Below are 26832 nucleotides of genomic sequence, written 5' to 3'. Positions count from 1 at the left end.
GTGCGGGGCCCGTCGTGGGCCGGGCGCGCCGGTGGGGCACGCGGTGATCGCGTGTAGCTTTTGTCATACAGCCGTGCCGATGACATCCGCGCGACGTGTGTTCGTCACCTCCGCGTGCCCTGCCGCTTCGGTACCGCCCCGCCGCACCCACCGACAGAGATCCAAAGGACGCCCCGCCCATGCCCTACGTGCGCCACTGGTTGCGCAACTCCATCCTGCTGTTCGCGACCGCGATCGCGCTGGGCCTTGTCGCCGCGCACACGAAGCTGATCCAGCCGCACGACCTGCAGCTGGACCGCACGATCCAGACCAACACCCGCACGGGCTGGCTGAACCACGTGATGGAGGGCGCCAGCGCCCTCGCCTCGCCGATCGCGGGCCTGTTGATCCTCGCGGTCTGGAGCGGCTGGCTGCTGTTCGTGCGGCGCAAGCCCACGAAGGCGGTCGCCACCTTCCTGGTGGTGGCCATCGGCTGGAACAGCACGCAGATCGCGAAGGCCCTCGTCGCCCGGCCCCGGCCGCCGAGGCAGTTCATGCTGGACCCGGAGATCGGCTCCAACAGCTTCCCCAGCGGCCACACCGCCTTCACGGTCTCGGCCGTGATCGCCGCGTACTTCCTGCTGCGCGAGACCCGGCACCGGAGGACCGTTCTCGTCCTCGGTGTGTTCGCGGTGCTGCTCATCGCCTTCTCCCGGATGTACGTCGGCGCCCACTACCCGACCGACACCTTCGGCTCGGTACTGATCGCCGCTTCCGCGATCACCTTCGTGACGGGCGTGTGGCACACCTGGCTGCTGCCGCAGCTGCACCGCGTGCCGCTGATGGAGCGCTACGGGCTCACCCAGGAGCGGGAAGCCCTCGCACGGGAGGCCGCCATGGCCCAGGGCATCGCGTACGTGCCCGGGCAGACGCGGGCCGGAGCACCCGGCGCACCGGCCGGGGGCGGCCGCCACCGCAAGCACGCGTCGCGCTGAGCCCTCTGTTCCTTATCTGTTTCCTCTGATCGCCCGGGCCGGCCCCGGGGGCCCACCGGCCCCCGGGGCCGTTCGCGTACCGCCACCCCTTCCGTATTTCTGTAACGCGTTCTACTGTGTGCGCCGTCGTCGCGGGGCACCCGCGCCGGTACCAGGGAACAGCCACCGGGACCAGCGGGACCTTGGAGGGGCCGTGGATCTCCAGTACACCCCCGAACAGCGGCGGTTGCGCACGGAACTGCGGGAGTACTTCGCCGCGCTGGTGCCCGACAACGCCTACGCCCGTCACTTCGACCCCGCCGAGCAGAAGCGCTTCTACCGCCGGACGATCCGCCGACTCGGCGCGGACGGCCGCCTCGGGGCCGGCTGGCCGAAGGAGTACGGCGGCAGCGGCATGACGCCGATGGAACAGTTCATCTTCTTCGACGAGGCCGCGCAGGCGGGCGTGCCGCTGCCGCTCATGGCCCTCAACACCGTCGGCCCCACGATCATGCAGTTCGGCACCGACGAACAGAAGGCGTACTTCCTCCCGAAGATCCTCTCCGGTGAGCTGGACTTCGCCATCGGCTACAGCGAGCCCGACGCCGGGACGGACCTCGCCTCCCTCAAGACCCGCGCGGTGCGCGACGGCGACGAGGTCACCGGCCACTACACGGTGAACGGGCAGAAGATCTGGACCACCAACGGCGACACCGCCGACTGGGTCTGGCTGGCCGTGCGCACCCGGTCCGTCGAGGACGGGGTGCCGCCGCACAAGGGCATCACCATCCTCCTCGTGCCGACCACCGACCCCGGCTACTCCTGCACCCTCATCCGCACCCTCGCCTCGCACGACACCACCGCGAGCCACTACGACAACGTCCGGGTCCCCGCCACCCGCCGCGTCGGCGAGGAGAACCAGGGCTGGCGGCTGATCACCACCCAGCTCAACCACGAGCGCGTCACCCTCGCCGCCCACGGCGCCACCGCCATCAGCGCCCTGCGCCAGGTCCAGCGCTGGGCCGCCGACACCAAGCTCGCCGACGGCCGACGCGTCATCGACCTCGGCTGGGTCCGCGGCCGGCTCGCCCGCACGCACCTCAGGCTCGACGCCATGAAGCTGCTCAACTGGCGCATGGTGGACGCCCTGCAGCGCGCCACGCTCACCCCGCAGGACGCCTCGGCCGTCAAGGTGTACGGATCCGAGGCCCGCCGGGACGCCTACGCCTGGCTGATGGAGATCCTCGGCGCGGCCGGCCCCCTGAAGGAGGGCTCCGCGGGCGCCGTCCTCCACGGAGAACTGGAACGCGGCTACCGCAGTGCCGTCATCTTCACGTTCGGCGGCGGCAACAACGAGATCCAGCGGGAGATCATCTCCTGGATCGGGCTGGGCATGCCCAGGGTGCGCCGCTGACCGTCATCGCGCTCGTCATCGCTGGTAGGGGCTGTGCATGGTGAGAAAGCGGATGTCGAGGTCGGTCTCCAGGTAGTCCATGCGCCGCTCCCGGAAGGCGTGCATGTGGGGGAGGGCGAGGTGGGCGTCGAGATCGGCCCGGGAGCGCCAGGCCTCGTAGAAGACGAAGACGCCAGGGTCGTTGCGATCCTCGTGGAAGTGGTATTCCAGGCAGCCGGACTCCTGCCGGGTCGGCTCGACGAACGAGAGCAGAAGCTGCTTCAACTCCTCGGCGCGTTCGGGCTTGGGGCGTGCGGTGCCGACGAGGGCGAAGGGCTGAGTCATGAAGGGTTCCCCCTGATAGGTACAATCAATCTCGTACCTGCCGGACGCTACCGAACTCGTAGGTACGATGCAATCCATACCTCAAGGGGGGTGTCCCGCATGCCCGACGGTGAAGGCCACCCGAGCGTCGAGGAGATCGAGCTCGGCCCGGTACTTTCCGCGCTGGCGGATCCGCTGCGCCGCCGCGTGGTGCGCGAACTGGCGGCCGAACCCGACGGCGCGGCGCGGACGTGCAGCTCCTTCGGGCTGCCGGTCTCCAAGGCGACCGTCACGCACCACTTCCGCGCACTGCGCGAGGCCGGGCTGATCCGGCAGGTCGACCGGGGCAACAGCCGCATGGCCAGCCTGCGCCGGGCCGACATCGAACAGCGATTTCCCGGACTCCTGGGCATCGTGGCAGCCGAGCCGGAGGAGTGAGCCCAGGAGCGGGAGCCGCCCGTTTCCTGTCCTTGGACGCCTCGTTGGGCTGAAGGGTGGCATTTCCTGCCCGCTCGCCACCCTGCTCAGCCGACGAGGAAATGGAGCCTTGCCATGCGTCGTTTTCCTTCGCTCGCCACCGCCGCTGTCGCCCTGGCCGTCGCCGCCCTCGGCGCCGTACCCACCGCGACCGCGTCCTCCACGCTCCCCACGGCCCCCACCCGCCTGGCGGCCTTCAACTGCGATCTCGGACACTTCTGCATCTACAGCGACTGGAACGGCGGGGGATCCCGCTGCCAGTGGTTGAAGTACAGCAAGGCGAACACCGCCGACGACTGTGCCTTCATCCAGCGGGGGCAGAATGTCCGCTCCGTATGGAATCGAGCCGGGCACCGGGTGCAGTACTACACCACGACCAACCACCGCCGTAACCGCGTGGGCTCCACCCCGGCCGGTTCGGGCGGCAATCTGCAGGGCAACTACCAGATCCGTTCCTTCAAGCCCCAGTAGCGACAAGGGACATATACACCTGTGTGCGGGCCCCGGAGGGGAGAACCTCCAGGGTCCGTACCGGCGTTTCTGAACCCGGCGGGCACGGGGCCGGTGGCGCGCCGGACCGTGCCCCGGCTTTCGTGGCCGAAGAGCTTCTTGACGGCGTGGGCGACGTGGGGGCCACGGTCAGCCCTCACGGTCGACTTGAGCAGGGCGACAACATCGGGCGAGTCCCTTTCGGTGGGGAGTTCTGCGGGAGGGGTGCCCCCAGGGGGCGTTGTTCGCCGACGCTGGTCACCCTCCGGACAGCCCAGCAGTGGCTGGAATGCCGGAACCCGAAGAAGGAGACGCGTATGAACGACAGGGTGTGGTTCATCACCGCGAGTACGCACGGCCCGGGGCGGACGATCACCGAAGCGGCTCTGCGCGCCGGCGACCGTGTAGCCGCGACCGCCCACGACGCGCGGCGTCTCGACGGACTCGCACGGTCCTACGGCAAGGGCGTCGTCCTGCCCCTCCCACTCGACGTGACCGACCCGGCCGCGGCACGCGAGGCCGTCGACGCGGCGGTGCGGGCGTTCGGGAGGATCGACATCGTCGTGAACAACGCGGGCCACGCGCACCCGATATCCGTTCCGACGGCCGTCGAGGACACCCATCTCTTGGGGGTCGTCAACGTCACCAAGGCGGCCCTGCCCGTGCTGCGCCGTCAGGGGAAGGGGCACATCCTCAACATATCCGTACCGGGCCTCTCCCCGTGTCACCTGTCCGACTTGGCCGTGAGCGGCTTCAGTGAGGTGCTCGCCCGCGACGTCGCCCCGCTCGGGATCAAGGTCACCGTGATCGAGCCCGGCGGCTCCGACTCCGGCTCCGACTCCGGCTCCGGCTCCGACCTCCGCCGGGGTGGTTTCCGCCGCGCGGCCGACAACCCGGCGAAGGTCGCGGACACCGTCCGCCGCCTCGTGGAGCTGGACGAGCCACCGATACGCGTCCTGCTGGGAGCCGATGCCCCGCCCCGCCCCGTAGCCGTCGTCAGACGACACCTCGACGAAGTGGTCAACGGCGGCGACATCGGGCTCGTCGATGAACTGTGGGCGGAAGACCTCCATTGCCAGGGCGGCAGCCTGGGGGAGTGCCACGGCCTCGACGAGTGGAAGGGGTTCATGAGAGCGAACAGGGGTGCCCTCGCCGACCTGCGCCTGGACGTCAAGGACATCGTCGCGAGCGGCGACAAGGTCGTGGTCCGGTTCGTCGGCAGCGCCACCCACTCCAGAGCGTTCATGGGGGTACCGGCCACCGGCAAGAAGGCCGAATGGCTCGGCATCGGCATCTACACCGTCCGGGACGGCAAGATCACCGACGCGTGGTTCGGCGAGGACTGGCTGGGCATGCTGCTCCAGCTCGGTGCCGTCACCCTGCCCACTGCCTGACGCCCAACCGGCCGACGGCCGACGTCTTGGCCACCCGTCCGGTCCGGACCCCGCGCACGACCGGACCCGCGGTCAGCGGCCCCGGGCGGCCCGAGGCGGCTGCGTGACGAGTTCCGCGTGACGGACCGTGAAGCCGCCCTCGACCACCGGGGCGAAGGGGGCCGGGCCCATGCAGGTGCCCACGCGTGCCCCGACGGGGTTGCTCCTCCCGACCAACGCCGAGATCGGCGCCGAGCTGTTCATCACCCCGGGCACGGTCAAGACCCACATCGCCAACATCCAGGACAGATTGAAGGTCCGCAACCGGGTGGGCATCGCCGCCTGGGCCTGGGAGACGCACCTCGTCGCCACGGGCGTAGGGGGCGGGCCCCTACGTCACAGCAGTACGCGGCGACCCCGGCCGGGCAGGCGCGCGGGAGCCGCGGAGGAAAGGGGCGGTGGCGGCGGGGCGGACCGCGAGCGCCGGGAGCCGCCCTTCCGCCTACAACCCGCGCGGACCGGCCGCCATACTGGAGGGGCCGGGGGCGGCACAGCGAATTCGACGGGGGCGGCGGCACACCGATGGCGGACACCAGGCTGATCCAGGGCCGGTACCAGCTGCTCGACCTGATCGGGCGGGGCGGGATGGGCGAGGTGTGGCGGGCCCGCGACGAGTCGCTGGGTCGTCATGTGGCTGTCAAGTGCCTCAAGCCCATGGGGCCCCACCACGAGCAGTCCTATCTGCGCGTGCTGCGCGAGCGGTTCCGGCGCGAGGCGCGGGTCGCGGCCGCGCTCCAGCACCGCGGCATCACCGTCGTCCACGACTTCGGCGAGTGCGAAGGCGTGCTGTACCTGGTCATGGAGCTGCTCGACGGCCGCAACCTCAGCCAGCTCCTGGAGGACCACCGGCAGCGCCCCCTGCCCGTGCCCGAGGTCGTCGACATCGCCGAGCAGGTCGGCGCCGCCCTCGCCTACACCCACCGGCAGAGCGTCGTGCACCGCGACCTCAAGCCCGCCAACATCATGCGCGTCGCCGACGGCACCGTGAAGATCTGCGACTTCGGCATCGCCCGCCTCGGCCACGACATCGGCTTCACCAGCCGCCTCACCGGCACCGGCATCGCCATGGGCACCCCGCACTACATGTCGCCCGAGCAGATCGGCGGCGGCAACGTCGACCACCGCAGCGACCTGTACTCGCTGGGCTGCGTCCTCTACGAGATCGCCACCGGTGCCCCGCCCTTCGACATGGACGACGCCTGGGCCGTCCTCGTCGGCCACCGCGACACCCAGCCCGAGCCGCCGCGCGAGCGGCGCCCCGAACTGCCCGAGGCCTTCGAGCGGATCGTCCTGGACCTGCTCGCCAAGGAGCCCGGTGACCGGCCGGACGACGCCGGCGAACTCGTCGCCCGGATCGCGCGGCTGCGCGCGGCGGGCCGGCCCGGCGGGGTACGCGGGGACGGTACCGCGCCGCACCGGACGCTGCCCGAGGGCAGGGCCCGGCCGGTCCGGGCCTCCGTCCGGCTGCCCGAGCCGCCCCGGCTGCCCGGCTGGGCCAGGAACATGACCACCGGCTCCAAGGCGGCCGGCACCGGACCGCTCCAGCCCCCGCCGCACCCCGCCGTCGCCCTCACCGGATCCTGGACGGGGGCGTGGAACGGCGTCACCGACCCCCGCCGCCCGACCCCCGCCGCCACCGGGACCGAGCGCCCGCCGCCGCCCCCCGAGGTCCTCGCCGAGCTGGCGAGCCGGCACAGCGCCGGGCTGAGCCTGGCCCGCCTCGGCCGCTGGGACGAGGCCGGCAAGGTGCACCGCGGCGTGGCCGCCGAGCGCGAGCACGTCCTCGGGCCGGACCACCCCGACACCCTCGCCAGCCGGTACGAAGTGGCCTTCACCCTCAGCCGGCTGGGCCGCCCCGCCGACGCGCTGCGTGAATACGCCCAGGCGGCGGACGGCCGGGAGCGGGTGCTCGGCCCCGACCACCCCGACACCCTCGCGGCCCGCCAGGAGACCGCGTACGTACTCGGGCAGCTCGGCCGCCACTTCGAGGCCCATCAGGTCTACGCCGACGTGCTCGCCGCCCGGGAGCGCACCATGGGCGCCGACCACCCGGACACGCTGCGCTGCCGCCACAACCTCGCCTACAACCTCAGCAGACTCGGGCGGCTGGAGGACTCGTACCGCATGGCCCGGGACGTGGCCGTGGCGCGCGCCCGCGTGCTGGGCGCCGACCACCCCGACACGCTCGTGACCCGCTACGAGGTCGGCTACGCCCTCGGCCAGTTGGGCCGCTGGGCCGAGGCCCTGCACACGTACCACGAGGTGGCGGCCGCCCGTGCCCGGGCGCTGGGGGCCGACCACCCCGACACCCTCGCCGCCCGCTACGAGGCCGGTATCTGCCTGGGCCGGCTCGGCCGCAGCGCGGAGGCCCTGGAGCTGTACCGCGACCTCGTGGTGGTCCGCACCCGTGCGCAGGGCCCGGACCACCCCGACACCCTGCGCGCCCGGCACGGCCTCGGCGTCAACCTCGGCCGGCTCGGCCGCTGGGAGGAGGCACTCGCCGAGGCACGCGACGTCTGCGCGATCCGCGCCCGGGTCCTCGGCCCGGACCACCCCGACACCCTCGTCAGCCGCCGCGAGGTCGCGGTCGGGCTCGGCTGGCTCGGCCGCTGGACCGACGCGCTCGCCGTCTACCGCGATGTCGCCCAGGCCCGTCAGCGGGTCCTGGGCGCCGACCACCCCGACGCCCTGGCCAGCCGCAACGACGAGGCCCACTGCCTGGAGCAACTGGGCCGCTCCGCCGAGGCCCACGAGCTGTACCGCCAGGTCGCGGCGCTGCGCCAGACCCGCTTCCCGCACGGGGCCCACCACCCGCGTTGACGCCGGGCGCCGGGCGCGACGCTCCCGGCCCTTTGCACCTGACGCAGCATCAGGAATGCTCTTCCCTCGTCCGGCCTGTTGCGGCATCCTGCCGCCCATGCAGACGGAGTTGAGCCAGCAGTTGGGAATCGAGCACGCCGTCTTCGGCTTCACGCCCTTCCCCGCGGTCGCCGCGGCCATCTCCCGGGCCGGGGGCCTCGGCGTGCTCGGCGCGGTGCGCTACAGCACCCCCGACGACCTCGCCCGGGACCTCGACTGGATGCAGGCGCACACCGACGGCAAACCGTACGGGCTCGACGTCGTCATGCCCGCCAAGAAGGTCGAGGGCGTGACCGAGGCCGACGTCGAGGCGATGATCCCGGCCGGGCACCGCCGGTTCGTCGCGGAGACCCTCGCCCGGTACGGCGTGCCCGAACTCCCCGACGGCGAGGCCTCGGGCTGGCGCATCACCGGATGGATGGAAGAGGTCGCCCGCTCCCAGCTAGACGTCGCCTTCGACTACCCCGTCAAGCTGCTCGCCAGCGCCCTCGGCCCGCCGCCCGCCGACGTCGTCCGGCGCGCCCACGACCACGGCATGCTCGTCGCCGCGCTCGCGGGCAGCGCCCGGCACGCCGCGCACCACGTCGCCGCCGGCATCGACGTCGTCGTCGCCCAGGGCTACGAGGCCGGCGGCCACACCGGCGAGATCGCCACCATGGTGCTGACGCCCGAACTCGTGCGGGCCGTCGCCCCGCTGCCCGTCCTGGCCGCCGGCGGCATCGGCTCCGGTGAGCAGATCGCCGCCGGACTCGCCCTCGGCGCGCAGGGCGTCTGGCTCGGCTCGATCTGGCTCACCACCGAGGAGGCCGAGCTGAACTCCCCGGCCCTGACCGCCAAACTCCTCGCCGCCGGCTCCGGCGACACCGTCCGCTCCCGCGCCCTGACCGGCAAACCCGCCCGGCAACTGCGCACCGCGTGGACCGACGCCTGGGACGACCCGGCGGGCCCCGGCGCGCTCCCCATGCCGCTCCAGGGACTGCTGGTCGCCGAGGCCGTCTCCCGTGTGCAGCGGTACGAGACCGAGCCGCTGCTGGGTACGCCCGTCGGACAGATCGTCGGCCGGATGACCGCTCGGCGCAGCGTCCAAGCCGTCTTCGACGACCTGACGGCGGGCTTCGAGCACGCCCTCGACCGTCTCCAGCGCATCGCCGGACGCGCCGCCACTACGGACACGGGCAGGGGCACGGACACGGGCACGGACACCTGAGGAGGAGCACCGCCATGGCAGACACCCTCCAGCACCCCAACGGCTTCTGGGCACAGGCCGCCGCGGACCCCGGCCGGCGCGTGCTCGTCGCCCCGGACGGCCGGGAGTGGACCGCGGGCGCACTGCACGCCGCCGCCAACCGCCTCGTGCACGGGCTGCGCGCCGCCGGGCTCCGACCGGGCGCCGCCTTCGCCGTCGTCCTGCCCAACGGCGTCGAGCTCCTCACCGCCTACCTCGCCGCCGCCCAGGCCGGGTTCTACCTCGTCCCGGTCAACCACCACCTCGTCGGCCCGGAGATCGCCTGGATCGTCGCCGACTCCGGCGCCGAGGTCCTCATCGCGCACGAACGGTTCGCCGTCACCGCGACGGCCGCGGCCGACGAGGCCGGCACCCCCGCCGACCGCCGCTACGCCGTCGGCGGCATCACCGGCTTCCGCCCGTACACCGACCTCCTCGACGGACAGCCCGCCACCCCGCCCGACGGCCGAACCCTCGGCTGGGTCATGAACTACACCTCCGGCACCACCGGCCGCCCCCGCGGCATCCGCCGCCCGCTGCCCGGCCGGCCGCCCGAGGAGTCCCACCTCGGCGGATTCCTCGGCATCTTCGGCATCAAGCCGTTCGACGGCAACACCCACCTCGTCTGCTCGCCGCTCTACCACACGGCCGTCCTCCAATTCGCCGCCGCCTCCCTGCACATCGGGCACCGGCTGGTGATGATGGACAAGTGGACACCCGAGGAGATGCTGCGTCTCATCGACGGCCACGGGTGCACGCACACCCATATGGTCCCCACCCAGTTCCAGCGGCTGCTGGCCCTGGAGGAGCGGGTCCGGGCCGCCTACGACGTGTCGTCGATGCGGCACGCCGTGCACGGCGCCGCCCCCTGCTCCGACCACGTCAAACGGGCGATGATCGACTGGTGGGGGCCCTGCGTCGAGGAGTACTACGCGGCCAGCGAGGGCGGCGGTGCCTTCGCCACCGCCGAGGACTGGCTGAAGAAGCCCGGCACGGTCGGCAGGGCCTGGCCCATCAGCGAACTCGCCGTCTTCGACGACGACGGCAACCGGCTGCCCGCAGGTGAACTCGGCACCGTCTACATGCGGATGACCACCGGCGGCTTCGCGTACCACAAGGACGAGAGCAAGACGGCCAAGAACCGCATCGGTGACTTCTTCACCGTCGGCGACATCGGCCATCTCGACGCGGACGGATATCTGTTCCTCCGCGACCGCAAGATCGACATGATCATCTCGGGTGGCGTCAACATCTACCCCGCCGAGATCGAATCCGTCCTCCTGGCCCATCCCGCCGTCGCCGACGCCGCCGTCTTCGGCATCCCGCACGAGGAGTGGGGCGAGGAGGTCAAGGCCGTCGTCGAACCCGCCGGGGGCCGGGCGCCGGACGGGGCGCTCGCCGCGGAGATCCTCGCCCACTGCGAGCACCGGCTCGCGGGCTACAAGCGCCCCAGGTCCCTCGACTTCATCGCCACCATGCCCCGCGACCCCAACGGCAAGCTCTACAAGCGGCGGCTTCGCGCCCCCTACTGGGAAGGCCGGGAGCGCTCGGTCTGACCCGCCCGATCCCGCCCGGCACACCCGGACCCGGCCCCTCACGCACCAATCCCGGCCGCCTCGGCCCACGAGCTTCCGCTCTCCTCCCCGGCTCGCTAGACATGTCCGCTGTCAGCCATCAACAGGAGGAAAACACTGTGAACGGCTTCGTCACCAGGAGCGGAAAAGCCCTGCTCGCCCTGTCCGTCACCGCTGTGCTCGGCGCGACGGGCATGAGCACCGCCCACGCGGGCCCGGCCGCCGCGGACAGCGGGCGCGGCCAGTCCACGGCCGGTGCGCCGCGCACGGCCGCCGAAGCGGTGCGGGCCGAACTGGGCAAGCGGGCGACGGCCGGACCGGACGCCCGCATCGTGTGCTACCGCGCCCATGTCGCGGGCATCGGCTGGCAGTCGGCCGTCTGTGACGGCAGCATCGCGGGGACCACGGGCCAGAGCAGAGCCGTCGAGGCCCTGGAGGTCGCCACCGGCAACGTCGGCGGCCTGTGCCTCAACGCCCATCTGCAGGACATCGGCTGGCAGGGCACCCGCTGCGGCGCGGACTACACCAACGTCGTCGTGGGCACCACGGGCCAGTCCCGCCGGATGGAAGCGCTCTCGATCGGCGTCAACTCCGGCTCCGTGGCGGCCCGCGCGCACGTACAGAACCTCGGCTGGCTCGGGTCCGTGCGCGGCAACCCCGTCACCGTGGGCACGACCAGCCGCTCACTGCGGCTGGAAGCGGTCCAGCTCTGGGTCTGACCCGCGCCCGGACCACGACGAAGGGCGCACCGCGCGATGCCGCGCGGTGCGCCCCCGTCGTGTCGGATCGGGTCAGCGCTCGCTCACCCGCACCACCTTGAGCCTCGGCGACGCGAGGATGTCCTTCTCACAGAACCGGCTCGTGACCATACGCCCGGCCGAGAACAGCTCGGTCTGGTCGCTGTAGTGCGGCGAGCGCGGGTTGGAGGACTGCCCGTAGGTCAGCAGCGTACGAGCCACGGGGCAGCCGCTGCCGTCGAAGCCGACGGCCTGGATGTAGCTGGAGCCGTGCACCACCTCGGTGTAGGCGCCGCGCGGCGCGTCCCAGCGGGCCTCGACCATGTTCCAGATGCCCAGCGCGTCGGCACCGCCGGAGATCGGGATGCGCTTACCGTTCCGCACGACGAACTGGTGCTCGCCCAGCGGGGCGTCCAGAGCGACGCCCGCCGCGCGCAGCTCGCCGACCGCGTCGGCCAGCGCCTTGGCGAAGCCCGGGTCCGCGGTGTTGAGGGTGTTCGGCGTGGTGACGGGGGCGGCCGCCGAGAACGGCACCCGCCACAGCCGCTGCTCCGGAACGGAGTCGACCAGAGCGCGCCAGAAGCGGTCGAAGAGCAACGCGCCCCTGCTGCCGGCCCGCACGGTCCGGTCCCAGCCGGCCAGCACGTCGCACGCCGCCGAGACGTCGACGGCCTTGCCGTCACTGCCGGTGGCCTTGCCGCCCGGCAGCGCCGCGCACGCCTTCGCCGCGTCCCTGGCCGCCAGATCACCCGCGGGTGCCCGGTTGGCGAACTCCTGCCGCTGAAGGTCGGCCACCTTCAGCCCGCCGCGCTTCGCCATGGCCGCGACGTCCTCGATGGCACCGCGGGTGCGCAGCGAACGAGTGGTCCCGATGTCCCCGAAGATCCTGGGGTAGCCGGTGAGCGGCCGGTCCGCGTTGGCGAGCCAGGGGCTGTCGTTGGAGTTCTCGGCGTACGGGGCGTCGACCAGCGTCGGCATCGCGGCCGGGCCGAACGTCCCGGGCTGCAGCGCGTCGGGGTCGTTGCCGAGCGCGCAGTCCCGGCGCGAGCCGTCCAGCACCGCGAGGCCCGAGGCCGGGAAGACCTGCCGGCCGAGCGGCGTGGAACACCGCTTCGCCAGCTCGTCGGTGACGCGCGGCAGCACCTGCGACTGGGTGTAGAGGGAGTGGCCCCGGGAGTCGGCGGCGATGGTGTTGACCCACGGCAGACCCTGGGTGCGCCGCAGCGCGTCCTGGACACCGCGCACCCCACGGGCCTTGCCCAGCGCCAGGAAGGTGTCGGTCATCCGCAGATTCTCCGTGCCGGGGTCGACGATGGTGTGCACGGAGCCGGCCGCCCACGGCAGGGGAATGTCTCCCAGTCGGGTCGTGACCGGACCGAAGCGGGTCCACCACTGGGTGCGGGTGACGTCGGTGGTGCGGCCGTCCTTGCCCCGCACCGGCACGGTGACCGCGCGCTTGGTCATGCGCTCGGGTTTGTCGTCGACCAGGTAGGAGTAGGGGTCGCCGGGTACGGTCTTCAGCTCGTACAGACTCATCGCCGTGCCGGTGGCGACCGTGTGGCTCCAGGCCATGTCCGCGTTGTGGCCGATGGTGACGACCGGCATGCCGAGCAGCGAGCCGCCCGCGACGTTCAGCTCGCCGGGGATGGTCAGCTGCGACTGCCAGAACCGCGCGCCACCCTGCCACGGGTAGTGCGGATTGCCGAGCAGCAGACCGCGTCCGTCGGCGGTGGTGGAGCCGGAGAAGGCGACCGCGTTGGACCCCATGCCGTTGCCGCGGGGGCCGAAGAGCCCGCGGGACGCCTTGGCCGGGTCGGGGGACCCGGCGGGGCGGGCCGGCTTCTTGTCCTGCGGGCCCGTGTCCGTGGTGCCGTCCACGACCGCGCCCCGGCCGCCCAGTTGGGTGATGGCGTGGCCGCGCCGCGCCACGTCCAGTGCGGTCACCGGCCGGACCCAGTCCGTCGCGCGGCAGGCCGGGTCCGTGATCTTGTTCTGTCGCAGCCAGGCGTTGTACCCGGCGGCCCAGCCGCGCATCAGCTCCTTGGCCTGTCGGCTCGGACCGACGGGCGCGGGCCGGTCGAGGAGCTTCTCCACGGTCTTCGCGTCCCGCAGCCCCCGGAAGTACAGGTCGCTGGAGAGGTTGGTGGCGGCCGAGGACAGCGAGCGGTCGGGCGCGGCGTCGCCGCCGAAGTGACGGGAGCGCTCGCCGCGCAGGGTGACGAACCCGTCGGCGAGCGTACACACCTGGTCGGCGGCCTGCGCCCACCCTTGGCCGAAGCCCAACTGCGCGTAGTCCTTGCCGGTGATGTGCGGGATTCCGTACTCGGTGTAGCGGATGACGGCGGACAGCCCGCCGCCCGACGGTCTGTCCGTACGGTCCGGGGCGGCGGCCGAGGCGGGCAGCGCGGTGGCCCCTGTCAGCAGGACCAGCCCCCCTACGGCCAGTGCGCGTAAGCGGTGACGGATGAGCAACGCGAACTCCTCTACGAAAAAAGACGGAGGTGACAGTTGTCTGCGAACTGCCAGACGCAGCCGAGGTGTTCGCAGTTGACTCCGGGGCCGTGCGCTGCGCCCTTGACGCCGGTAGCGCCGCGCCCACAGGATCCCGCCATGTCTTCACGGCCTTCAGCACGCGAGAGCACGGTGGACGGCGTCCTGCGGCGCAGCGCCCGGCGGGTGCCCGGGCGGACCGCCCTGCGGTACGGGGACCGCGCGTGGACCTACCGCGAGCTCGACGAGGCGGTGACCGGCGCGGCCCGGGTCCTGCTGGAGCACGGGCTGCGGTCGGGTGACCGTGTCGCCGCCTACGGGCACAACTCCGACGCCTATCTGATCGGCTTCCTGGGTTGTGCCCGCGCCGGGCTGGTGCACGTGCCCGTCAATCACCACCTCACCGGTGACGACCTGCGCTACATCCTGCAGCAGTCCGGCGCCGCCCTGGTGCTCACCGACCCGCTGCTCGAACACCGGCTGCCGGGCGGCGTGCGCACGCTGCCGCTGCGTGATGCCACCGGCTCCCTGCTGGAGCGGCTCGTGAGCCCGCCGGGGTCGGCCGTGCTCTTCGCCGGCGGCCCGGACGAGGGCGACCTCGCGCAGCTGCTCTACACCTCCGGCACCACCGCGCTGCCCAAGGGCGCCATGATGACGCACGGCGCGCTGGTACACGCCTACGCCAGTGCCGTCCTCGCCCTCGACCTGAAGGAGACGGACCGGCCGGTCCACGCGCTGCCGCTCTACCACTCGGCGCAGTTGCACGTCTTCCTGCTGCCGTATCTGGCGGTGGGCGCGGAGAACATTGTCATCGACGCCCCGGATCCGTACCGGATCCTGGAACTCGTCTCCGCCGGGCACGCCGACAGCTTCTTCGCCCCGCCGACCGTATGGATCGCGCTGGCCGGCCACCCGGGTTTCGCCACCCGTGACCTGAGCGCCCTGCGCAAGGCGTACTACGGTGCCTCCGTCATGCCCGTCCCCGTCCTGGAACGGCTGCGCGCCCGTCTGCCGGGTCTCGACTTCTACAACTGCTTCGGGCAGTCCGAGATCGGCCCGCTGGCCATGGTCCTCGGGCCGCACGAGCACGAAGGACGGCTGGAGTCGTGCGGGCGGCCGGTGCTGTTCGTCGAGGCACGGGTCGTGGACGAGCGGGGCCATGAGGTGTCCGACGGCAACCCGGGCGAGGTCGTCTACTGCTCACCGCAGTTGTGCGAGGGGTACTGGGACAAGCCGGAGGAGACGGCCAAGGCCTTCCGCGACGGCTGGTTCCACTCCGGCGACCTCGCCGTCCGCGACGGCGAGGGCTACTTCACCGTCGTCGACCGGGTCAAGGACGTCATCAACTCGGGCGGTGTGCTCGTCGCTTCCCGCCAGGTCGAGGACGTCCTCTACGGGCACCCGGCCGTCGCCGAGGCGGCGGTGATCGGACTGCCGGACGAGCGGTGGATCGAGGCGGTCACGGCCGTGGTCGTCGTACGCGACAAGGCCGACGAGAGGGAGCTGATCGCCTACGCGCGCGAGCGGCTCGCCGCGTTCAAGGCGCCCAAGCGCGTGCTGTTCGTGGACCGGCTGCCGCGCAACGCCGCCGGGAAGGTCCTCAAACGGGAGCTGCGCGACCGCTTCGGCTCGTGAGAAACCACCGGCGCACGGCGCGGATCACGACGGGCTCTTCGCCCGCAGGTCCACGATCCGCTTGAGCTTGCCCACCGACCGCTCCAGGGTCTCGGGCTCCACGATCTCGACCGCCACCGAGACGCCGATCCCGTCCTTCACCCGACGGACGATGTCCGAGGCCGCCGCCGCCCGCTGCTCGGGCGTGGCCCCCTGCCGCGCCTCGGCCCGCACGGTGAGGCGGTCCAGTCGCCCCTCGCGGGTCAACCGCAGCTGGAAGTGCGGGGCGATGCCGGGGGTGCCGAGGACGATCTCCTCGATCTGCGCGGGGAAGAGATTGACCCCGCGCAGAATGACCATGTCGTCGCTTCGGCCGGTGATCTTCTCCATCCGGCGGAAGGCCGGGCGGGCGGTGCCCGGCAGCAGCCGGGTGAGATCGCGGGTGCGGTAGCGGACGACGGGCATGGCCTCCTTGGTGAGCGAGGTGAAGACCAGCTCGCCGTGGCCGCCCTCGGGGACGGGCTCACCCGTGAGGGGGTCGACGATCTCCGGGTAGAAGTGGTCCTCCCAGATGTGCGGGCCGTCCTTGGTCTCCACGCACTCCTGGGCGACGCCCGGTCCGATGACCTCCGAGAGCCCGTAGATGTCGACGGCGTCGATGGCGAAGCGGCCCTCGATCTCCCGACGCATCCCCTCGCCCCACGGTTCGGCACCGAAGATGCCGACGCGCAGCGACGTGGAGCGGGGATCCACGCCCTGACGTTCGAACTCGTCGAGCAGCGTGAGCATGTAGGAGGGCGTCACCATGATGACCTCGGGCCGGAAGTCCGTGATGATCCGCACCTGGCGCGCGGTCATGCCGCCGGAGGCGGGGATCACCGTGCAGCCGAGCCGCTCGGCGCCGTAGTGCGCGCCGAGGCCGCCGGTGAACAGCCCGTAGCCGTAGGCCACGTGGACCGTGTCGCCCGGCCGGCCGCCGGCGGCGCGGATGGAGCGGGCGACGACATCGGCCCAGGTGTCGAGGTCCCGCTCGGTGTAGCCGACGACGGTCGGCTCGCCCGTGGTGCCGCTGGACGCGTGGACGCGCCGCACCTCGGCCCGGGGCACGGCGAACATGCCGAAGGGGTAGTTGGCGCGCAGATCGGCCTTGGTGGTGAAGGGGAACAGGGCCAGATCGGCGAGGCTGCGACAGTCCTCCGGGCGCACCCCGGCCGCGTCGAACGAGCGCCGGTAGAAGTCGACGTGGTCGTAGGCGTGCCGCAGCGTGGAGCGCAGCCTGCTCAGTTGCAGCGCCGCCAGCTCGTCGTGCGAGAGCCGCTCCGCCGCGTCGGGAAGTCCCCGGGAATCCGTCATGCGCTCCACCGCCCCACCAAGCCGACCGATCATTCGGTAGTCACCTGTGTGATCAAGTAACCAGCTGCCCGGGGCGGTCGTCAAGGGGAGCGTGACGCGGCGGTCAGGTCCCGCCGCTCCCGTCCCCGTCGCCGCCCGCTTCGTCGGCTGCCGCCCGTGCCACCTCCCGCGCCCAGCGGTAGTCCGCCTTGCCGCTGGGGGAGCGCCGGACGTGGTCGGTGAGGACGACGACGCGCGGGATCTTGTAGCCCGCGAGGCGGGCCCGGCAGTGGGTCCGTACGGCGTCGGCCGTCAGGGGCGGGGCGTCCGCGCGGGGCTGGACCACGGCGGCGACGCGCTGGCCCCACCTCGGATCGGGCACGCCCGCGACCAGTGCGTCGTACACATCCGGATGAGCCTTGAGAGCCTGCTCGACCTCCTCCGGATACACCTTTTCCCCACCGGTGTTGATGCACTGCGAGCCACGGCCGAGGACCGTGACCACGCCCGCCTCGTCGACCGTCGCCATGTCGCCGAGCAGCACCCAGCGCTCGCCGTGCGCCCGGAAGAACGTCTCGGCGGTCTTCACCGGGTCGTTGTAGTAGCCCAGCGGCACATGGCCGCGCTGCGCGATCCGCCCCACCTCGCCGGCCGCGACCCTCTCGCGCGTCGCGGGATCCACCACGGCGGTGCGGTCGTTGACGCGCAGCCTGAAGCCCCGCCGGGGCCCCGCGTCCTCGGTGGCGGTGCCGTTGAAGCCGGACTCGGAGGAGCCGAAGTTGTTCAGCAGCGCCACCCGGGGCAGGAGCGCCGCGAACTCGGTGCGCACGATGTCGGAGAGGACGGCACCGGAGCTGCTGACGGTCAGCAGCGAGGAGCAGTCGGTGTCGCGCTGCGGGCCGGACAGCGCGTCCACCAGCGGTCGCAGCATCGCGTCGCCCACCAGCGAGAGGCTGGTCACCCGCTCGCGCGCGACGGTGCGCAGCACTTCCTCGGGCGCGTACTTGCGGTGGAGGACGACCTTCTGCCCGAAGTCGAAGGCGATGAACGAGGTGAGCGTGGAGGTGCCGTGCATCAACGGAGGGGTGGGGAAGAAGACGAGCCCCTCACCGCCCGCCGCGACCCGCTCGGCCACCTCCTGCGGCCGTTTCACCGGCGCGCCGGTCGGCGCGCCGCCGCCGAGACCGGAGAAGAACAGGTCCTCCTGCCGCCACATCACCCCCTTGGGCAACCCGGTGGTGCCGCCGGTGTAGATGATGAACCGGTCGTCGCTCGAGCGCGGTGCGAAGTCGCGCCAGGGCGCCCCCGACGCCTCGGCGGCCGTGAAGCCGACGGGGGCGATGTGCGGCTCGGCGGCGCCCTCGGGGGCCGTGCCCACCCGGACGAGATGCCGCAGCCGCTCCGCCCGGGGCGCGGCCGCCGCGACCCGGCCGGTGAACTCCGCGTCGAAGATCAGGGCGGCCAGATCGGCGTCCCGGTAGAGGTAGGTCAACTCCTCGTCCACATACCGGTAGTTCACATTGATCGGCACCGCCCGGATCTTCAGACAGGCCCATACGGTCTGGAGGTACTCGACGCCGTTGTACAGGTGGAGCCCCACGTGCGCGCCCGGCCCGATCCCGCTGTCCTGGAGGTGGTGGGCCAGCCGGTTGGCCGCCGTGTCCAGCTCCGCGTACGTCAGCCGCCGCTCGGCGCCGCTGCCCGGCAGGTCGAGATGGACCAGGGCCTCCCGGTCCGGCACCGTGTCGACGACCGACTCGAAGAGATCGGCGAGGTTGTAGTCCACGTCTCCTCCTGACCGGGCCCGACCGGGGGAACAGGGGCTCGGCGGTCATTAGAGCGTCCGGGGACCGAAGGGGGAAGGGCGTGCGCCCAAGAAAACTGACGGGAAGTCAGAAATCTATTGAACCCGGCCCCCGCCTCCTGCAACCTGTTCTCCGTCTCGAGACGGGAGAACTGTCATGGGCGGGACCCCGCACCTCACCGCGGAGCGCGTCGGCGCGACCCTCGTGCTCACCCTGAACCGGCCGGAGGCCAAGAACGCCCTCTCACTGCCGATGCTGGTCGGCCTGTACGACGGCTGGCTGGCGGCCGACGCCGACGACGCGATCCGCTCGGTCGTCCTCACCGGCGCCGGCGGCGCCTTCTGCGCCGGCATGGACCTCAAGGCCCTCGCCGGCCGGGGCCAGACCCGCGACGTGTACCGCGAGCGCCTCGACGCCGACCCCGACCTGCACTGGAAGGCCATGCTCCGGCACCACCGGCCCCGCAAACCGGTCATCGCCGCCGTCGAGGGCCCCTGCGTCGCCGGCGGCACCGAGATCCTCCAGGGCACCGACATCCGCATCGCCGGCGAGAGCGCCGTCTTCGGTCTCTTCGAAGTGCGCCGCGGGCTGTTCCCCATCGGCGGCTCCACCGTCCGCCTCGCCCGCCAGATCCCCCGCACCCACGCCCTGGAAATGCTGCTCACCGGACGCCCGTACCCGGCCCGGGAAGCCGAACGCATCGGACTCATCGGACGCGTCGTCCCCGACGGCACCGCCCTGGAAGCGGCCCTGGCGACCGCCGAACTCATCAACGCCAACGGACCGCTCGCCGTCGAAGCCGTCAAGGCCTGCGTCCACGACGCCGCCGAGATGGGCGAGACAGACGGCCTCGCCCTCGAACTCCGGCGCGGCTGGCCGATCTTCGACACGGACGACGCCAAGGAAGGCGCCCGCGCCTTCGCCGAGAAGCGCCCCGCCGTCTACCGGCGCTCCTGAAGCGCCGGCCGCCGAAGGAGAGCAGCCGCCATGCCCGAGCCCCTGACCGCCCCCCTGGTCGTGGAATTCCCCTTCACCCGCTCCCTGGGCCCCGTGCAGAGCGCGTTCCTCACCGGGCTGCGCGAGCGGACCGTACTCGGCGTCCGGACCACCGACGGGCAGGTGCTCGTGCCCCCCGTCGAGTACGACCCGGGCACCGCCGAGGAGATCCGCGACCTCGTCGAGGTCGCCGCCACCGGCACCGTCACCACCTGGGCCTGGAACCCCGCCCCCCGCCGCGGCCAACCGCTGCACACCCCCTTCGCCTGGGCCCTCGTCCGCCTCGACGGCGCCGACACCGCCCTGCTGCACGCCCTTGACACCCCCGGCCCGGACACCGTGCGCACCGGCATGCGGGTCCGCATCCGCTGGGCCCCGGAGCGGACCGGAGCGATCACCGACATCGCCTGCTTCGAGCCGTACGACGACTCGGCAAGCGGGCCCGCCGGGCGGCCCGCCGCCGAACCCGCCTCCCCGCCGGGCGCCTTCGCCGACCCCGTCACCGCCGTCACCACCCCCGCCCGCCTCGACTACACCTACACGCCCGGCCGCGCCCAGAGCCGCTACCTCGCCGCCCTCACCGGCCGAAGGACCGTGGGCGAACGCTGCCCCGCCTGCCGCAAGGTCTACGTCCCGCCCCGCGGCGCCTGCCCCACCTGCGGCGTCGCCACCGACGAAGAGGTCGAGGTCGGCCCGCGCGGCACCGTCACCACCTACTGCGTCGTCAACATCAAAGCCAAAGGCCTGGACATCGAAGTCCCCTACGTCTACGCCCACATCGCCCTCGACGGCGCCGACCTCGCCCTCCACGGACGCATCGCCGGCATCCCCTACGACCGGGTGCGCATGGGGCTGCGCGTCGAGCCCGTATGGACCGAAGGCGCCCGCTACCCCGACCACTACCGCCCCGCCGACGAACCCGACGCCGACTACGACACGTACAAGGAGCTGCTGTGACGCACGCCGCCAGGGACGTGGCGATCGTCGCCTTCGCACAGAGCGCCCACCGGCGCCGCACCGACGGGCTCTCCGAGGTCGAGACGCTCATGCCGGTGCTCCACGACGCCCTCGGACAAGCGGGACTCACCGCCCGCGACATCGACTTCACCTGCTCCGGGTCGAGCGACTACCTGGCCGGCCGTGCCTTCTCCTTCACCATGGCCCTCGACGGGGTCGGGGCCTGGCCCCCCATCGCCGAGTCCCACGTGGAGACGGACGGGGCCTGGGCGCTCTACGAGGCATGGGTCAAGATCCTCACCGGCGCGGCCGACACCGCCCTCGTCTACGCCTACGGCACCTCCTCGGCCGGTGACGTCCGGGACGTCCTCACCCGGCAGCTCGACCCCTACTACCTCGCCCCCCTGTGGCCCGACCCGGTCGCCCTGGCCGCCCTCCAGGCACGGGCCCTCATCGACGCGGGGGAGACCGACGAGCGCGCCCTCGCCGACATCGCCGCGAGAAGCCGCGCGGCGGGCGTACCAGGTGCGGCAGTCGCGCAACGGCAAGGGGAGCGTCGTCCCCGCGGCACCGGCCCCCGAGCCGGACAACCACGAGGGGATGACGGGCGTGCCGCACCGACCGCGTGGATCGCGGAGGCCGGCGCCGCCCGGTCCGCCGACGCCAAGGGCACCGCGCGCGGCACCCGGGCGGCGGACGACTACGTCGTGGCGCCGCTGCGCGTCCGCGACTGCCCGCCCATCGGCGACGGCGCAGCCGCCGTCGTCCTCGCCGCCGGGGACACCGCCCGCCGGATCCACGACCGGCCCGCCTGGATCCGCGGCCTCGACCACCGCATCGAGGCACACGCCCTCGGCGTACGCGATCTCACCGACTCGCCCTCCACCCGCCTCGCCGCGACCCGCGCCGGGGCCTTCGACGCCCCCGTCGACACCGCCGAACTGCACGCGCCCTTCACCTCGCAGGAGATCGTGCTGCGCAAGGCGCTGCGGCTGGGCGACGACGTCACCGTCAACCCCTCCGGCGGCGCCCTCGCCGCCAACCCCGTCATGGCCGCCGGCCTCATCCGGCTCGGCGAGGCCGCGGCCCGGATCCACCGCGGCGCGAGCGACCGCGCCCTCGCCCACGCCACCGCCGGCCCGTGCCTCCAGCAGAACCTCGTCGCGGTCCTGGAAGGAGAGACCCGGTGACCCGAGAACCCGTGGCCGTCGTCGGAATCGGGCAGACCCGGCACGCCGCCGCCCGCCGCGACGTCTCCATCGCCGGACTGGTCCGCGAGGCCGCCCGCCGCGCACTCGACGACGCGGCACTCACCTGGTCCGACGTCGACGCCGTCGTCATCGGCAAGGCCCCCGACTTCTTCGAGGGCGTCATGATGCCCGAGCACTACCTCGCCGACGCGCTCGGCGCGGTCGGCAAACCGCTGCTGCGGGTCCACACCGCGGGTTCCGTCGGCGGCTCCACCGCCCTCGTGGCCGCCGACCTCGTCACCGCGCGCGTCCACCGGACCGTGTTGACCCTGGCCTTCGAGAAGCAGTCCGAGTCCAACGCCATGTGGGCCCTGTCGCTGCCCGTCCCCTTCCAGCAACCCCTGCTCGCCGGCGCGGGCGGCTTCTTCGCCCCGCACGTCCGGGCGTACATGCGCCGCACCGGCGCGCCCGACGGCGTGGGCTCCCTCGTCGCCTACAAGGACCGCCGCAACGCCCTCAAGAACCCCTACGCCCACCTCCACGAGCACGACCTCACCCTGGAGAAGGTCCGCTCCTCGCCCATGCTCTGGGACCCGATCCGCTACTCCGAGACCTGCCCCTCCTCCGACGGGGCCTGCGCCATGGTCCTCACCGACCGCGCGGGCGCGGCCCGCGCCCCCCACCCGCCCGCTTGGCTGCACGGCGGCGCCATGCGCAGCGAACCGACGCTCTTCGCCGGCAAGGACTTCGTCTCGCCCCGCGCCGGGAAGGACTGCGCCGCCGAGGTCTACCGCCAGGCCGGGATCACCGACCCGCGGCGCGAGATCGACGCCGTCGAGATGTACGTGCCGTTCAGCTGGTACGAGCCGATGTGGCTGGAGAACCTCGGCTTCGCGGCGGAGGGCGAGGGCTGGAAGCTCACCGAGGCGGGCGTGACGGCACTCGACGGCGACCTGCCCGTCAACCCCTCCGGCGGCGTCCTGTCCACCAACCCGATCGGCGCCTCCGGCATGCTCCGCTTCGCCGAGGCCGCGCTGCAGGTCCGGGGCCGGGCGGGCGAGCACCAGGTGGCGGACGCCCGCAAGGCGCTCGGCCACGCCTACGGCGGGGGCGCGCAGTTCTTCTCCATGTGGCTGGTCGCCGCCGAACCCCCCACGGCCTGAAGGGAGTACGGGCGTTCCCGGCGGCCTGTCCGGCGTCCGCCGCGCTCGCTACTGTGGCCCCGGGACGACGACGAACCGGGAGGAGCGCAGACGTGGCGGACAGCATGACGGGTCATCTGAGGGAACAGCGTCCGGGGCGAGCGACGGGCGGCGCGCAGCCGGAGCTGGACCTCGGCAAGGCCACCTGGCAGTCGAGCAGCGAGGGGACGGGCGACGTCCAGATCGCCTTCGTCGAGGGGTACATCGCCATGCGCGACGGCCGTAACCCGACCGGGCCCTCGCTGGTCTTCACCCCGGAGGAATGGCGCGCCTTCGTCGTGGGCGCGCGGAAGGGCGAGTTCGACCTCACGTAGTGCCTGTCCGGCGGATCACGGGGGCGCACCACCGCTGCGCGGCGGTGTCCTCAAGCGCCGGACGGGCTGGTTTCGGCTGAGCCCAGCCGCATCAAGCCCGTCCGGCGCTTGAGGACGCGCCCGTCAGGGCGCTCGCCGCCGCAGGCGGCACAGCTGCCCCCGTAGGGTGAGGGCATGGCGGGAGAACGCGATCTGACGAAACTGCTCGGCGGCATGCGGCCGCGGCTCAACCCCGGGCGCTATGTCTTCACCGTCGTGACCGGCCCGGCGCCGGCCGGCGTCAAGCCGGTGGTGACCGTGGCCGAGGACGAGGGACTCACCCTCGTGCTCCGCAAGGAGGAGGCCGACACCGCCGGCCTGGCGTACGCGTACGTCGCCGGCTGGATCACCCTGCGGGTCCATTCGGCCCTGGAGGCCGTCGGTCTCACCGCCGCCGTGGCCCAGGCGCTGGCCCAGGCGGGGCTGAGCTGCAACGTCGTCGCGGGCTGCCACCACGACCACCTCTTCGTCCCCTACGAGCGGGCCGCGGAGGCGGTGGAGCTGCTCGAGAGCCTCGCCGCCGGAGCCGCCTGAGCGGGAGGGGGCCACGCCGGGTTCCCCGGGGCGGCGGCCCGGCCGCGGGCACGTACGATGTGGGCATGTCGTTCCTCCGCCGCCGCAGCGCAGCCACGCCCACCGGGCCGGACTTCGACGTCCTCGCCATGGACCCGGGGGACTGGCCCGGCGACCTCGGGGCCGGGCTGCTGCCCGCGCCCGACGGCACCTGCCAGGGCGTCTTCCTCCGCTACGACCTCTTCGGCGGGCGCGGCCCGGCGATGATCATCGGCAATCTGCCGGAGGGCTCCCCGGCGCGCGAGCTGGACGAGGACCAGGTGCCGTTCGAGGTCGCTCAGCTCCTCGCGGCGCTGGGCAACGACGAGCCCGTGCACGTGGTGGGCACCGAGGACATCCCCGTCATGCACGAGGACAACCTCCTCATCGTGCGGCGAGTGAAGTGCTCCGAGGGCCGCATCTCCTGCACCCAGTTCGACCGCAGCGACGGCGTGCTCGTCACCATCGCGAGCTGGGACCGCCCGATCACGGACGAGCTGTACCAGCTCCTCAAGCCGCTGCCCGCGGAGATGTTCCAGCAGGGCTGACCCATGACCTCCGGCACCCCGGAGCCCGGCACGGTCCCCGTGCCGGGCTCCTTCGCGTTCCCCGCCGGGGCCTGCCGACGGATCTTCGCGGGCTCCCGACGCCCGGCACCGGGAGGTGCCCCCCGAGCCGCTCGCCGATCCACGAAGGTCCGCCGGACAGGCACTAGCGGTTCGAGGGCCGGACGTCCACGTCGGCGGCCTTGACGAAGGCCACCCGGTGCCCGAACTGGATCTCGTAGTACGTGTCCTTGCCGCGGATCACCTTGTGTTCCTTCTCGTCGAACGTCGACGCCCACAGATACTCGCTCGGCGACCTCTGGCCCAGCGCGTAGGCCTGACCGGCGAGCAGCTTGTACGGCAGGGGCGAGACGGCCTGCACCGGCACGCCCGCCGGATAGGCCTCCTTCTCCGGGTACGCGCGCCCGTAGACCGGGATGTCCCGCCGGCCCTGCTTGGGCGTGACCACATTGCCGTAGGTGTGCATCGCCGTCGGACTGTCCCACGGGTTGTGGAACCACGCCCTCTGGCCCAGGTACCAGATGGAGGTCCAGTCGCCCCGGTGGCCGGCGACCGCGAACTGCTGGCCGGTGGAGGCACGGGCACCCGTGTCGTTGACGTCGATGGTCGAGGCGCCGCCGTCGGGGCGCAGACCGATGTCCTTCACCAGCGGGGCGTCCAGGCTCGGTCCGGTGTGCAGCCGGACCGCTCCCGAACCGTGCCGGACACATGCCTGACCGGGCTTGACGCAGCCCGTGTAGTCGGGCTGGTGGTCGGGGTAGTGCGGCGCGATGGTGACCATGCCGGCGAACGGGCCGCCCGTGGGCTGGAAGAACTTGCCCATCAGCGCGAAGTAGTGCGCCCAGTCCCAGTACGGGCCGGGGTCGGTGTGCATGCCCCTGATCGTCGCGGTGGTGGTGCCGGGGACGTTGTCGTGGCCCAGGATGTGCTGCCGGTCCAACGGGATCTTCAGTTGGTGCGCCAGATACTTCACCAGCCGGGCGGACGTGCGGTACATCGCCTCCGTGTACCAGGCGTCGGGCTGGGCGAGGAAACCCTCGTGCTCGATGCCGACCGACTTGGCGTTCACATACCAGTTGCCCGCGTGCCAGGCGACGTCCTTGGTCGGCACGTGCTGCGCGATGTGGCCGTCCGAGGAGCGCACGGTGTAGTTCCAGGAGACGTACGTAGGATCCTTCACCAGCTTGATCGACGTCTCCCACGACCCCTCGGTGTCATGGATGACGATGAAATCGGGCTTCTGCGACGTCGGCCGGTCCGCCCGATCGTGGTTGCCGTAGTCGTCACCCTCGAGCTTCTGGTACGGCGCGGGGATCGACTCGCAGGCCACGGTGGGCGGGCATTCGACCCCGGTGGCCGGGGGCGTCGTCAGGCCCAGCCGCCGCACCTGCTCCGTACGGGCCGCCAGCCGCGGTGTCGCGGCCAGCGTGACCTGCTGGCCCGCGTCGGTGATGCGCCGCTCACCGGTACGGATGACGTCCATGACGTCGTTCGCGAAGGTGGTCGCGGTCGCCGCGTCCGAGGCGCCCGAATAGCTCGCCACCGCGCCGTACCAGCCGGCGGGACGCTCGCTCGGCGGCAGCCCCAGCCGTTTCTGCGCGGCGGCCAGCAGCGCCGCGCCACCCAGGACATTGGCCGAGGTCTCCTGCCGCAGCGCCTTGCCGGACAACCCCGTCAACGCGGCGGCACGCTCCAGGGTGCGCAGCCGCGCCGGGAGCGGCCCCGCCGTGATCGTCCGTACGGCCGCGCGGGTGGCCGTACGAGGCCGGGCGGCGTCACCCCGGGCGTCCTCCCCGGCCTCGCTGTGGTGCGGGGCCCCGGCCAGGGCCGTCGCCGCGTCCGTGAGGTGCATCGGGCCGTAGCCACCCGTGACGCTCGGGGCACCACCGTGGGAGTCCCAGCGCGACTCCAGATAGGAGACCCCGAGCAGCACGCTCTGTGGGACGTGGTACTTCGCCGAGGCGTCGGCGAACGCTTGCTGCAGTGCTCCGGAGCCCGGCTGTCCGGCCGTCGCGGTCGGCGCGACCGCGAGCACGGGCAACAGCAGGGCGGCCGACGCGACGGCGCCGGCCGCCCGCAGGGTACGGCAGGATCGATGGGGACGTCCGCGCGGACGTCTACGGGGGCGGGTCGGTGGGGTGCTCCATGACTCCGCGGGGGATCCTCGCAATGCAGCCTCCTTGGGACGGGCCGTGCCATGCGCTGGGATGGTAGGGGCGCGATCAGGCGTGCGGGACCGGACTTTCCAGAGGTAACCGCTATCCGACGATCCGTCAATCACCGTGGTGAGCCGGTGTCGGACGTGCCGAAC

General features: G+C 72.6%; 22 protein-coding genes and 1 pseudogene. 18 read left to right on the top strand and 5 right to left on the bottom strand.

All coding sequences use genetic code 11. The annotated features are described in order from the left end of the window. The first annotated feature begins 179 nt into the window (after positions 1-179). A complete protein-coding gene (locus tag ACZ53N_RS04575) occupies positions 180-974 on the top strand; it encodes a phosphatase PAP2 family protein (protein ID WP_469139496.1) in 795 nt (264 codons plus the stop codon). Positions 975-1167: 193 nt separating this feature from the next. Beyond that, complete coding sequence (locus ACZ53N_RS04570) at positions 1168-2367, top strand: acyl-CoA dehydrogenase family protein (RefSeq protein ID WP_469139495.1); 1200 nt, start codon at positions 1168-1170, stop codon at positions 2365-2367. A gap of 15 nt (positions 2368-2382) precedes the next feature. Here ACZ53N_RS04570 and ACZ53N_RS04565 read toward each other — a convergent pair whose 3' ends face one another. Continuing rightward, positions 2383-2691, bottom strand: a complete 309-nt coding sequence (locus tag ACZ53N_RS04565) for a putative quinol monooxygenase (protein ID WP_469139494.1) — start codon at positions 2689-2691, stop codon at positions 2383-2385. 99 nt (positions 2692-2790) lie between these two features. Between ACZ53N_RS04565 and ACZ53N_RS04560 the strand changes: the two genes are divergently transcribed. The 8 genes and pseudogenes from ACZ53N_RS04560 to ACZ53N_RS04525 all read left to right on the top strand — a co-directional run bounded on the left by ACZ53N_RS04560 (position 2791) and on the right by ACZ53N_RS04525 (position 11446). Continuing rightward, positions 2791-3108: an ArsR/SmtB family transcription factor gene (locus tag ACZ53N_RS04560; RefSeq protein ID WP_130880981.1), complete on the top strand. Its 318-nt coding sequence runs from the start codon at positions 2791-2793 to the stop codon at positions 3106-3108. Between the two features lie 114 nt (positions 3109-3222). Beyond that, entirely contained in the window at positions 3223-3618 is a 396-nt protein-coding gene (locus ACZ53N_RS04555; protein ID WP_469139493.1) for a peptidase inhibitor family I36 protein, read from the top strand. A 335-nt stretch (positions 3619-3953) separates the two neighbouring features. Next, positions 3954-5030: an SDR family NAD(P)-dependent oxidoreductase gene (locus tag ACZ53N_RS04550; protein ID WP_469139492.1), complete on the top strand. Its 1077-nt coding sequence runs from the start codon at positions 3954-3956 to the stop codon at positions 5028-5030. Positions 5031-5241: 211 nt separating this feature from the next. Then, a pseudogene (locus ACZ53N_RS04545) lies at positions 5242-5373 on the top strand (response regulator transcription factor); the annotation flags it as partial. Positions 5374-5591: 218 nt separating this feature from the next. Beyond that, a complete protein-coding gene (locus tag ACZ53N_RS04540) occupies positions 5592-7889 on the top strand; it encodes a serine/threonine-protein kinase (protein WP_469139491.1) in 2298 nt (765 codons plus the stop codon). A 97-nt stretch (positions 7890-7986) separates the two neighbouring features. Beyond that, positions 7987-9135 carry an NAD(P)H-dependent flavin oxidoreductase gene (locus tag ACZ53N_RS04535; RefSeq protein WP_469139490.1) on the top strand — a complete coding sequence of 383 codons (1149 nt, stop codon included), beginning with the start codon at positions 7987-7989 and terminating at the stop codon, positions 9133-9135. Positions 9136-9149: 14 nt separating this feature from the next. Continuing rightward, the gene (locus ACZ53N_RS04530) at positions 9150-10709 is read left to right on the top strand and encodes an acyl-CoA synthetase (protein WP_469139489.1); all 1560 of its coding nucleotides are present in this window, start codon (positions 9150-9152) and stop codon (positions 10707-10709) included. Between the two features lie 137 nt (positions 10710-10846). Next, entirely contained in the window at positions 10847-11446 is a 600-nt protein-coding gene (locus ACZ53N_RS04525) for a hypothetical protein (RefSeq protein ID WP_469139488.1), read from the top strand. A 72-nt stretch (positions 11447-11518) separates the two neighbouring features. On the opposite strand, the gene ACZ53N_RS04520 is transcribed toward ACZ53N_RS04525, so the two are convergent. Then, positions 11519-13930 carry a penicillin acylase family protein gene (locus ACZ53N_RS04520; protein WP_469139555.1) on the bottom strand — a complete coding sequence of 804 codons (2412 nt, stop codon included), beginning with the start codon at positions 13928-13930 and terminating at the stop codon, positions 11519-11521. A 144-nt stretch (positions 13931-14074) separates the two neighbouring features. Between ACZ53N_RS04520 and ACZ53N_RS04515 the strand changes: the two genes are divergently transcribed. After that, on the top strand, positions 14075-15589 hold the full coding sequence (locus ACZ53N_RS04515) for a fatty acyl-CoA synthetase (RefSeq protein WP_469139487.1): 1515 nt from the start codon (positions 14075-14077) through the stop codon (positions 15587-15589). Positions 15590-15613: 24 nt separating this feature from the next. Here the strand turns inward: ACZ53N_RS04515 and paaK are convergent, their stop codons facing one another. After that, positions 15614-16921, bottom strand: coding sequence for a phenylacetate--CoA ligase PaaK (gene paaK, locus ACZ53N_RS04510; RefSeq protein WP_469139486.1), 1308 nt, complete (start codon positions 16919-16921; stop codon positions 15614-15616). A 103-nt stretch (positions 16922-17024) separates the two neighbouring features. Further along, positions 17025-18686, bottom strand: coding sequence for an acyl-CoA synthetase (locus ACZ53N_RS04505; protein WP_469139485.1), 1662 nt, complete (start codon positions 18684-18686; stop codon positions 17025-17027). Between the two features lie 175 nt (positions 18687-18861). Here ACZ53N_RS04505 and ACZ53N_RS04500 point away from each other — a divergent pair, with 175 nt between their 5' ends. From ACZ53N_RS04500 to ACZ53N_RS04470, 7 genes are all read left to right on the top strand, one after another. After that, complete coding sequence (locus ACZ53N_RS04500; protein WP_469139484.1) at positions 18862-19662, top strand: crotonase/enoyl-CoA hydratase family protein; 801 nt, start codon at positions 18862-18864, stop codon at positions 19660-19662. Between the two features lie 30 nt (positions 19663-19692). Then, positions 19693-20658, top strand: a complete 966-nt coding sequence (locus ACZ53N_RS04495; protein WP_469139483.1) for a Zn-ribbon domain-containing OB-fold protein — start codon at positions 19693-19695, stop codon at positions 20656-20658. Then, positions 20655-21848: a lipid-transfer protein gene (locus ACZ53N_RS04490; RefSeq protein ID WP_469139482.1), complete on the top strand. Its 1194-nt coding sequence runs from the start codon at positions 20655-20657 to the stop codon at positions 21846-21848. The genes ACZ53N_RS04495 and ACZ53N_RS04490 overlap by 4 nt, the downstream gene beginning before the upstream one ends. Next, entirely contained in the window at positions 21845-23011 is a 1167-nt protein-coding gene (locus tag ACZ53N_RS04485) for a thiolase domain-containing protein (protein WP_469139481.1), read from the top strand. The genes ACZ53N_RS04490 and ACZ53N_RS04485 overlap by 4 nt, the downstream gene beginning before the upstream one ends. A 104-nt stretch (positions 23012-23115) precedes the next feature. Beyond that, positions 23116-23364 (top strand): DUF397 domain-containing protein, encoded by a 249-nt coding sequence (locus ACZ53N_RS04480; RefSeq protein ID WP_469139554.1) that lies wholly within the window; start codon positions 23116-23118, stop codon positions 23362-23364. Between the two features lie 174 nt (positions 23365-23538). Next, complete coding sequence (locus ACZ53N_RS04475; RefSeq protein ID WP_469139480.1) at positions 23539-23937, top strand: ACT domain-containing protein; 399 nt, start codon at positions 23539-23541, stop codon at positions 23935-23937. 65 nt (positions 23938-24002) lie between these two features. Continuing rightward, positions 24003-24503, top strand: coding sequence for a hypothetical protein (locus ACZ53N_RS04470; protein WP_130880961.1), 501 nt, complete (start codon positions 24003-24005; stop codon positions 24501-24503). A gap of 163 nt (positions 24504-24666) precedes the next feature. Here the strand turns inward: ACZ53N_RS04470 and ACZ53N_RS04465 are convergent, their stop codons facing one another. Further along, entirely contained in the window at positions 24667-26691 is a 2025-nt protein-coding gene (locus tag ACZ53N_RS04465) for an N-acetylmuramoyl-L-alanine amidase (RefSeq protein ID WP_469139479.1), read from the bottom strand. Positions 26692-26832: the final 141 nt, after the last annotated feature.

The sequence above is a fragment of the Streptomyces sp. NPDC033229 genome, from assembly GCF_055576875.1.
Note: the sequence above shows the minus strand (reverse complement) of the source record. Positions and strands in the feature narration are given on the sequence as shown.

Bases quoted from the DNA above. Each gene is read 5' to 3' on its own strand.
- ACZ53N_RS04560 (WP_130880981.1), top strand. From the start codon at position 2,791: ATGCCCGACGGTGAAGGCCACCCGAGCGTCGAGGAGATCGAGCTCGGC.
- ACZ53N_RS04480 (WP_469139554.1), top strand. From the start codon at position 23,116: ATGACGGGTCATCTGAGGGAACAGCGTCCGGGGCGAGCGACGGGCGGC.
- ACZ53N_RS04515 (WP_469139487.1), top strand. From the start codon at position 14,075: ATGTCTTCACGGCCTTCAGCACGCGAGAGCACGGTGGACGGCGTCCTG.
- ACZ53N_RS04535 (WP_469139490.1), top strand. From the start codon at position 7,987: ATGCAGACGGAGTTGAGCCAGCAGTTGGGAATCGAGCACGCCGTCTTC.
- ACZ53N_RS04500 (WP_469139484.1), top strand. From the start codon at position 18,862: ATGGGCGGGACCCCGCACCTCACCGCGGAGCGCGTCGGCGCGACCCTC.
- ACZ53N_RS04530 (WP_469139489.1), top strand. From the start codon at position 9,150: ATGGCAGACACCCTCCAGCACCCCAACGGCTTCTGGGCACAGGCCGCC.
- ACZ53N_RS04495 (WP_469139483.1), top strand. From the start codon at position 19,693: ATGCCCGAGCCCCTGACCGCCCCCCTGGTCGTGGAATTCCCCTTCACC.
- ACZ53N_RS04550 (WP_469139492.1), top strand. From the start codon at position 3,954: ATGAACGACAGGGTGTGGTTCATCACCGCGAGTACGCACGGCCCGGGG.
- ACZ53N_RS04575 (WP_469139496.1), top strand. From the start codon at position 180: ATGCCCTACGTGCGCCACTGGTTGCGCAACTCCATCCTGCTGTTCGCG.
- ACZ53N_RS04555 (WP_469139493.1), top strand. From the start codon at position 3,223: ATGCGTCGTTTTCCTTCGCTCGCCACCGCCGCTGTCGCCCTGGCCGTC.
- ACZ53N_RS04565 (WP_469139494.1), bottom strand. From the start codon at position 2,691: ATGACTCAGCCCTTCGCCCTCGTCGGCACCGCACGCCCCAAGCCCGAA.
- ACZ53N_RS04540 (WP_469139491.1), top strand. From the start codon at position 5,592: ATGGCGGACACCAGGCTGATCCAGGGCCGGTACCAGCTGCTCGACCTG.
- ACZ53N_RS04470 (WP_130880961.1), top strand. From the start codon at position 24,003: ATGTCGTTCCTCCGCCGCCGCAGCGCAGCCACGCCCACCGGGCCGGAC.
- ACZ53N_RS04475 (WP_469139480.1), top strand. From the start codon at position 23,539: ATGGCGGGAGAACGCGATCTGACGAAACTGCTCGGCGGCATGCGGCCG.
- paaK (WP_469139486.1), bottom strand. From the start codon at position 16,921: ATGACGGATTCCCGGGGACTTCCCGACGCGGCGGAGCGGCTCTCGCAC.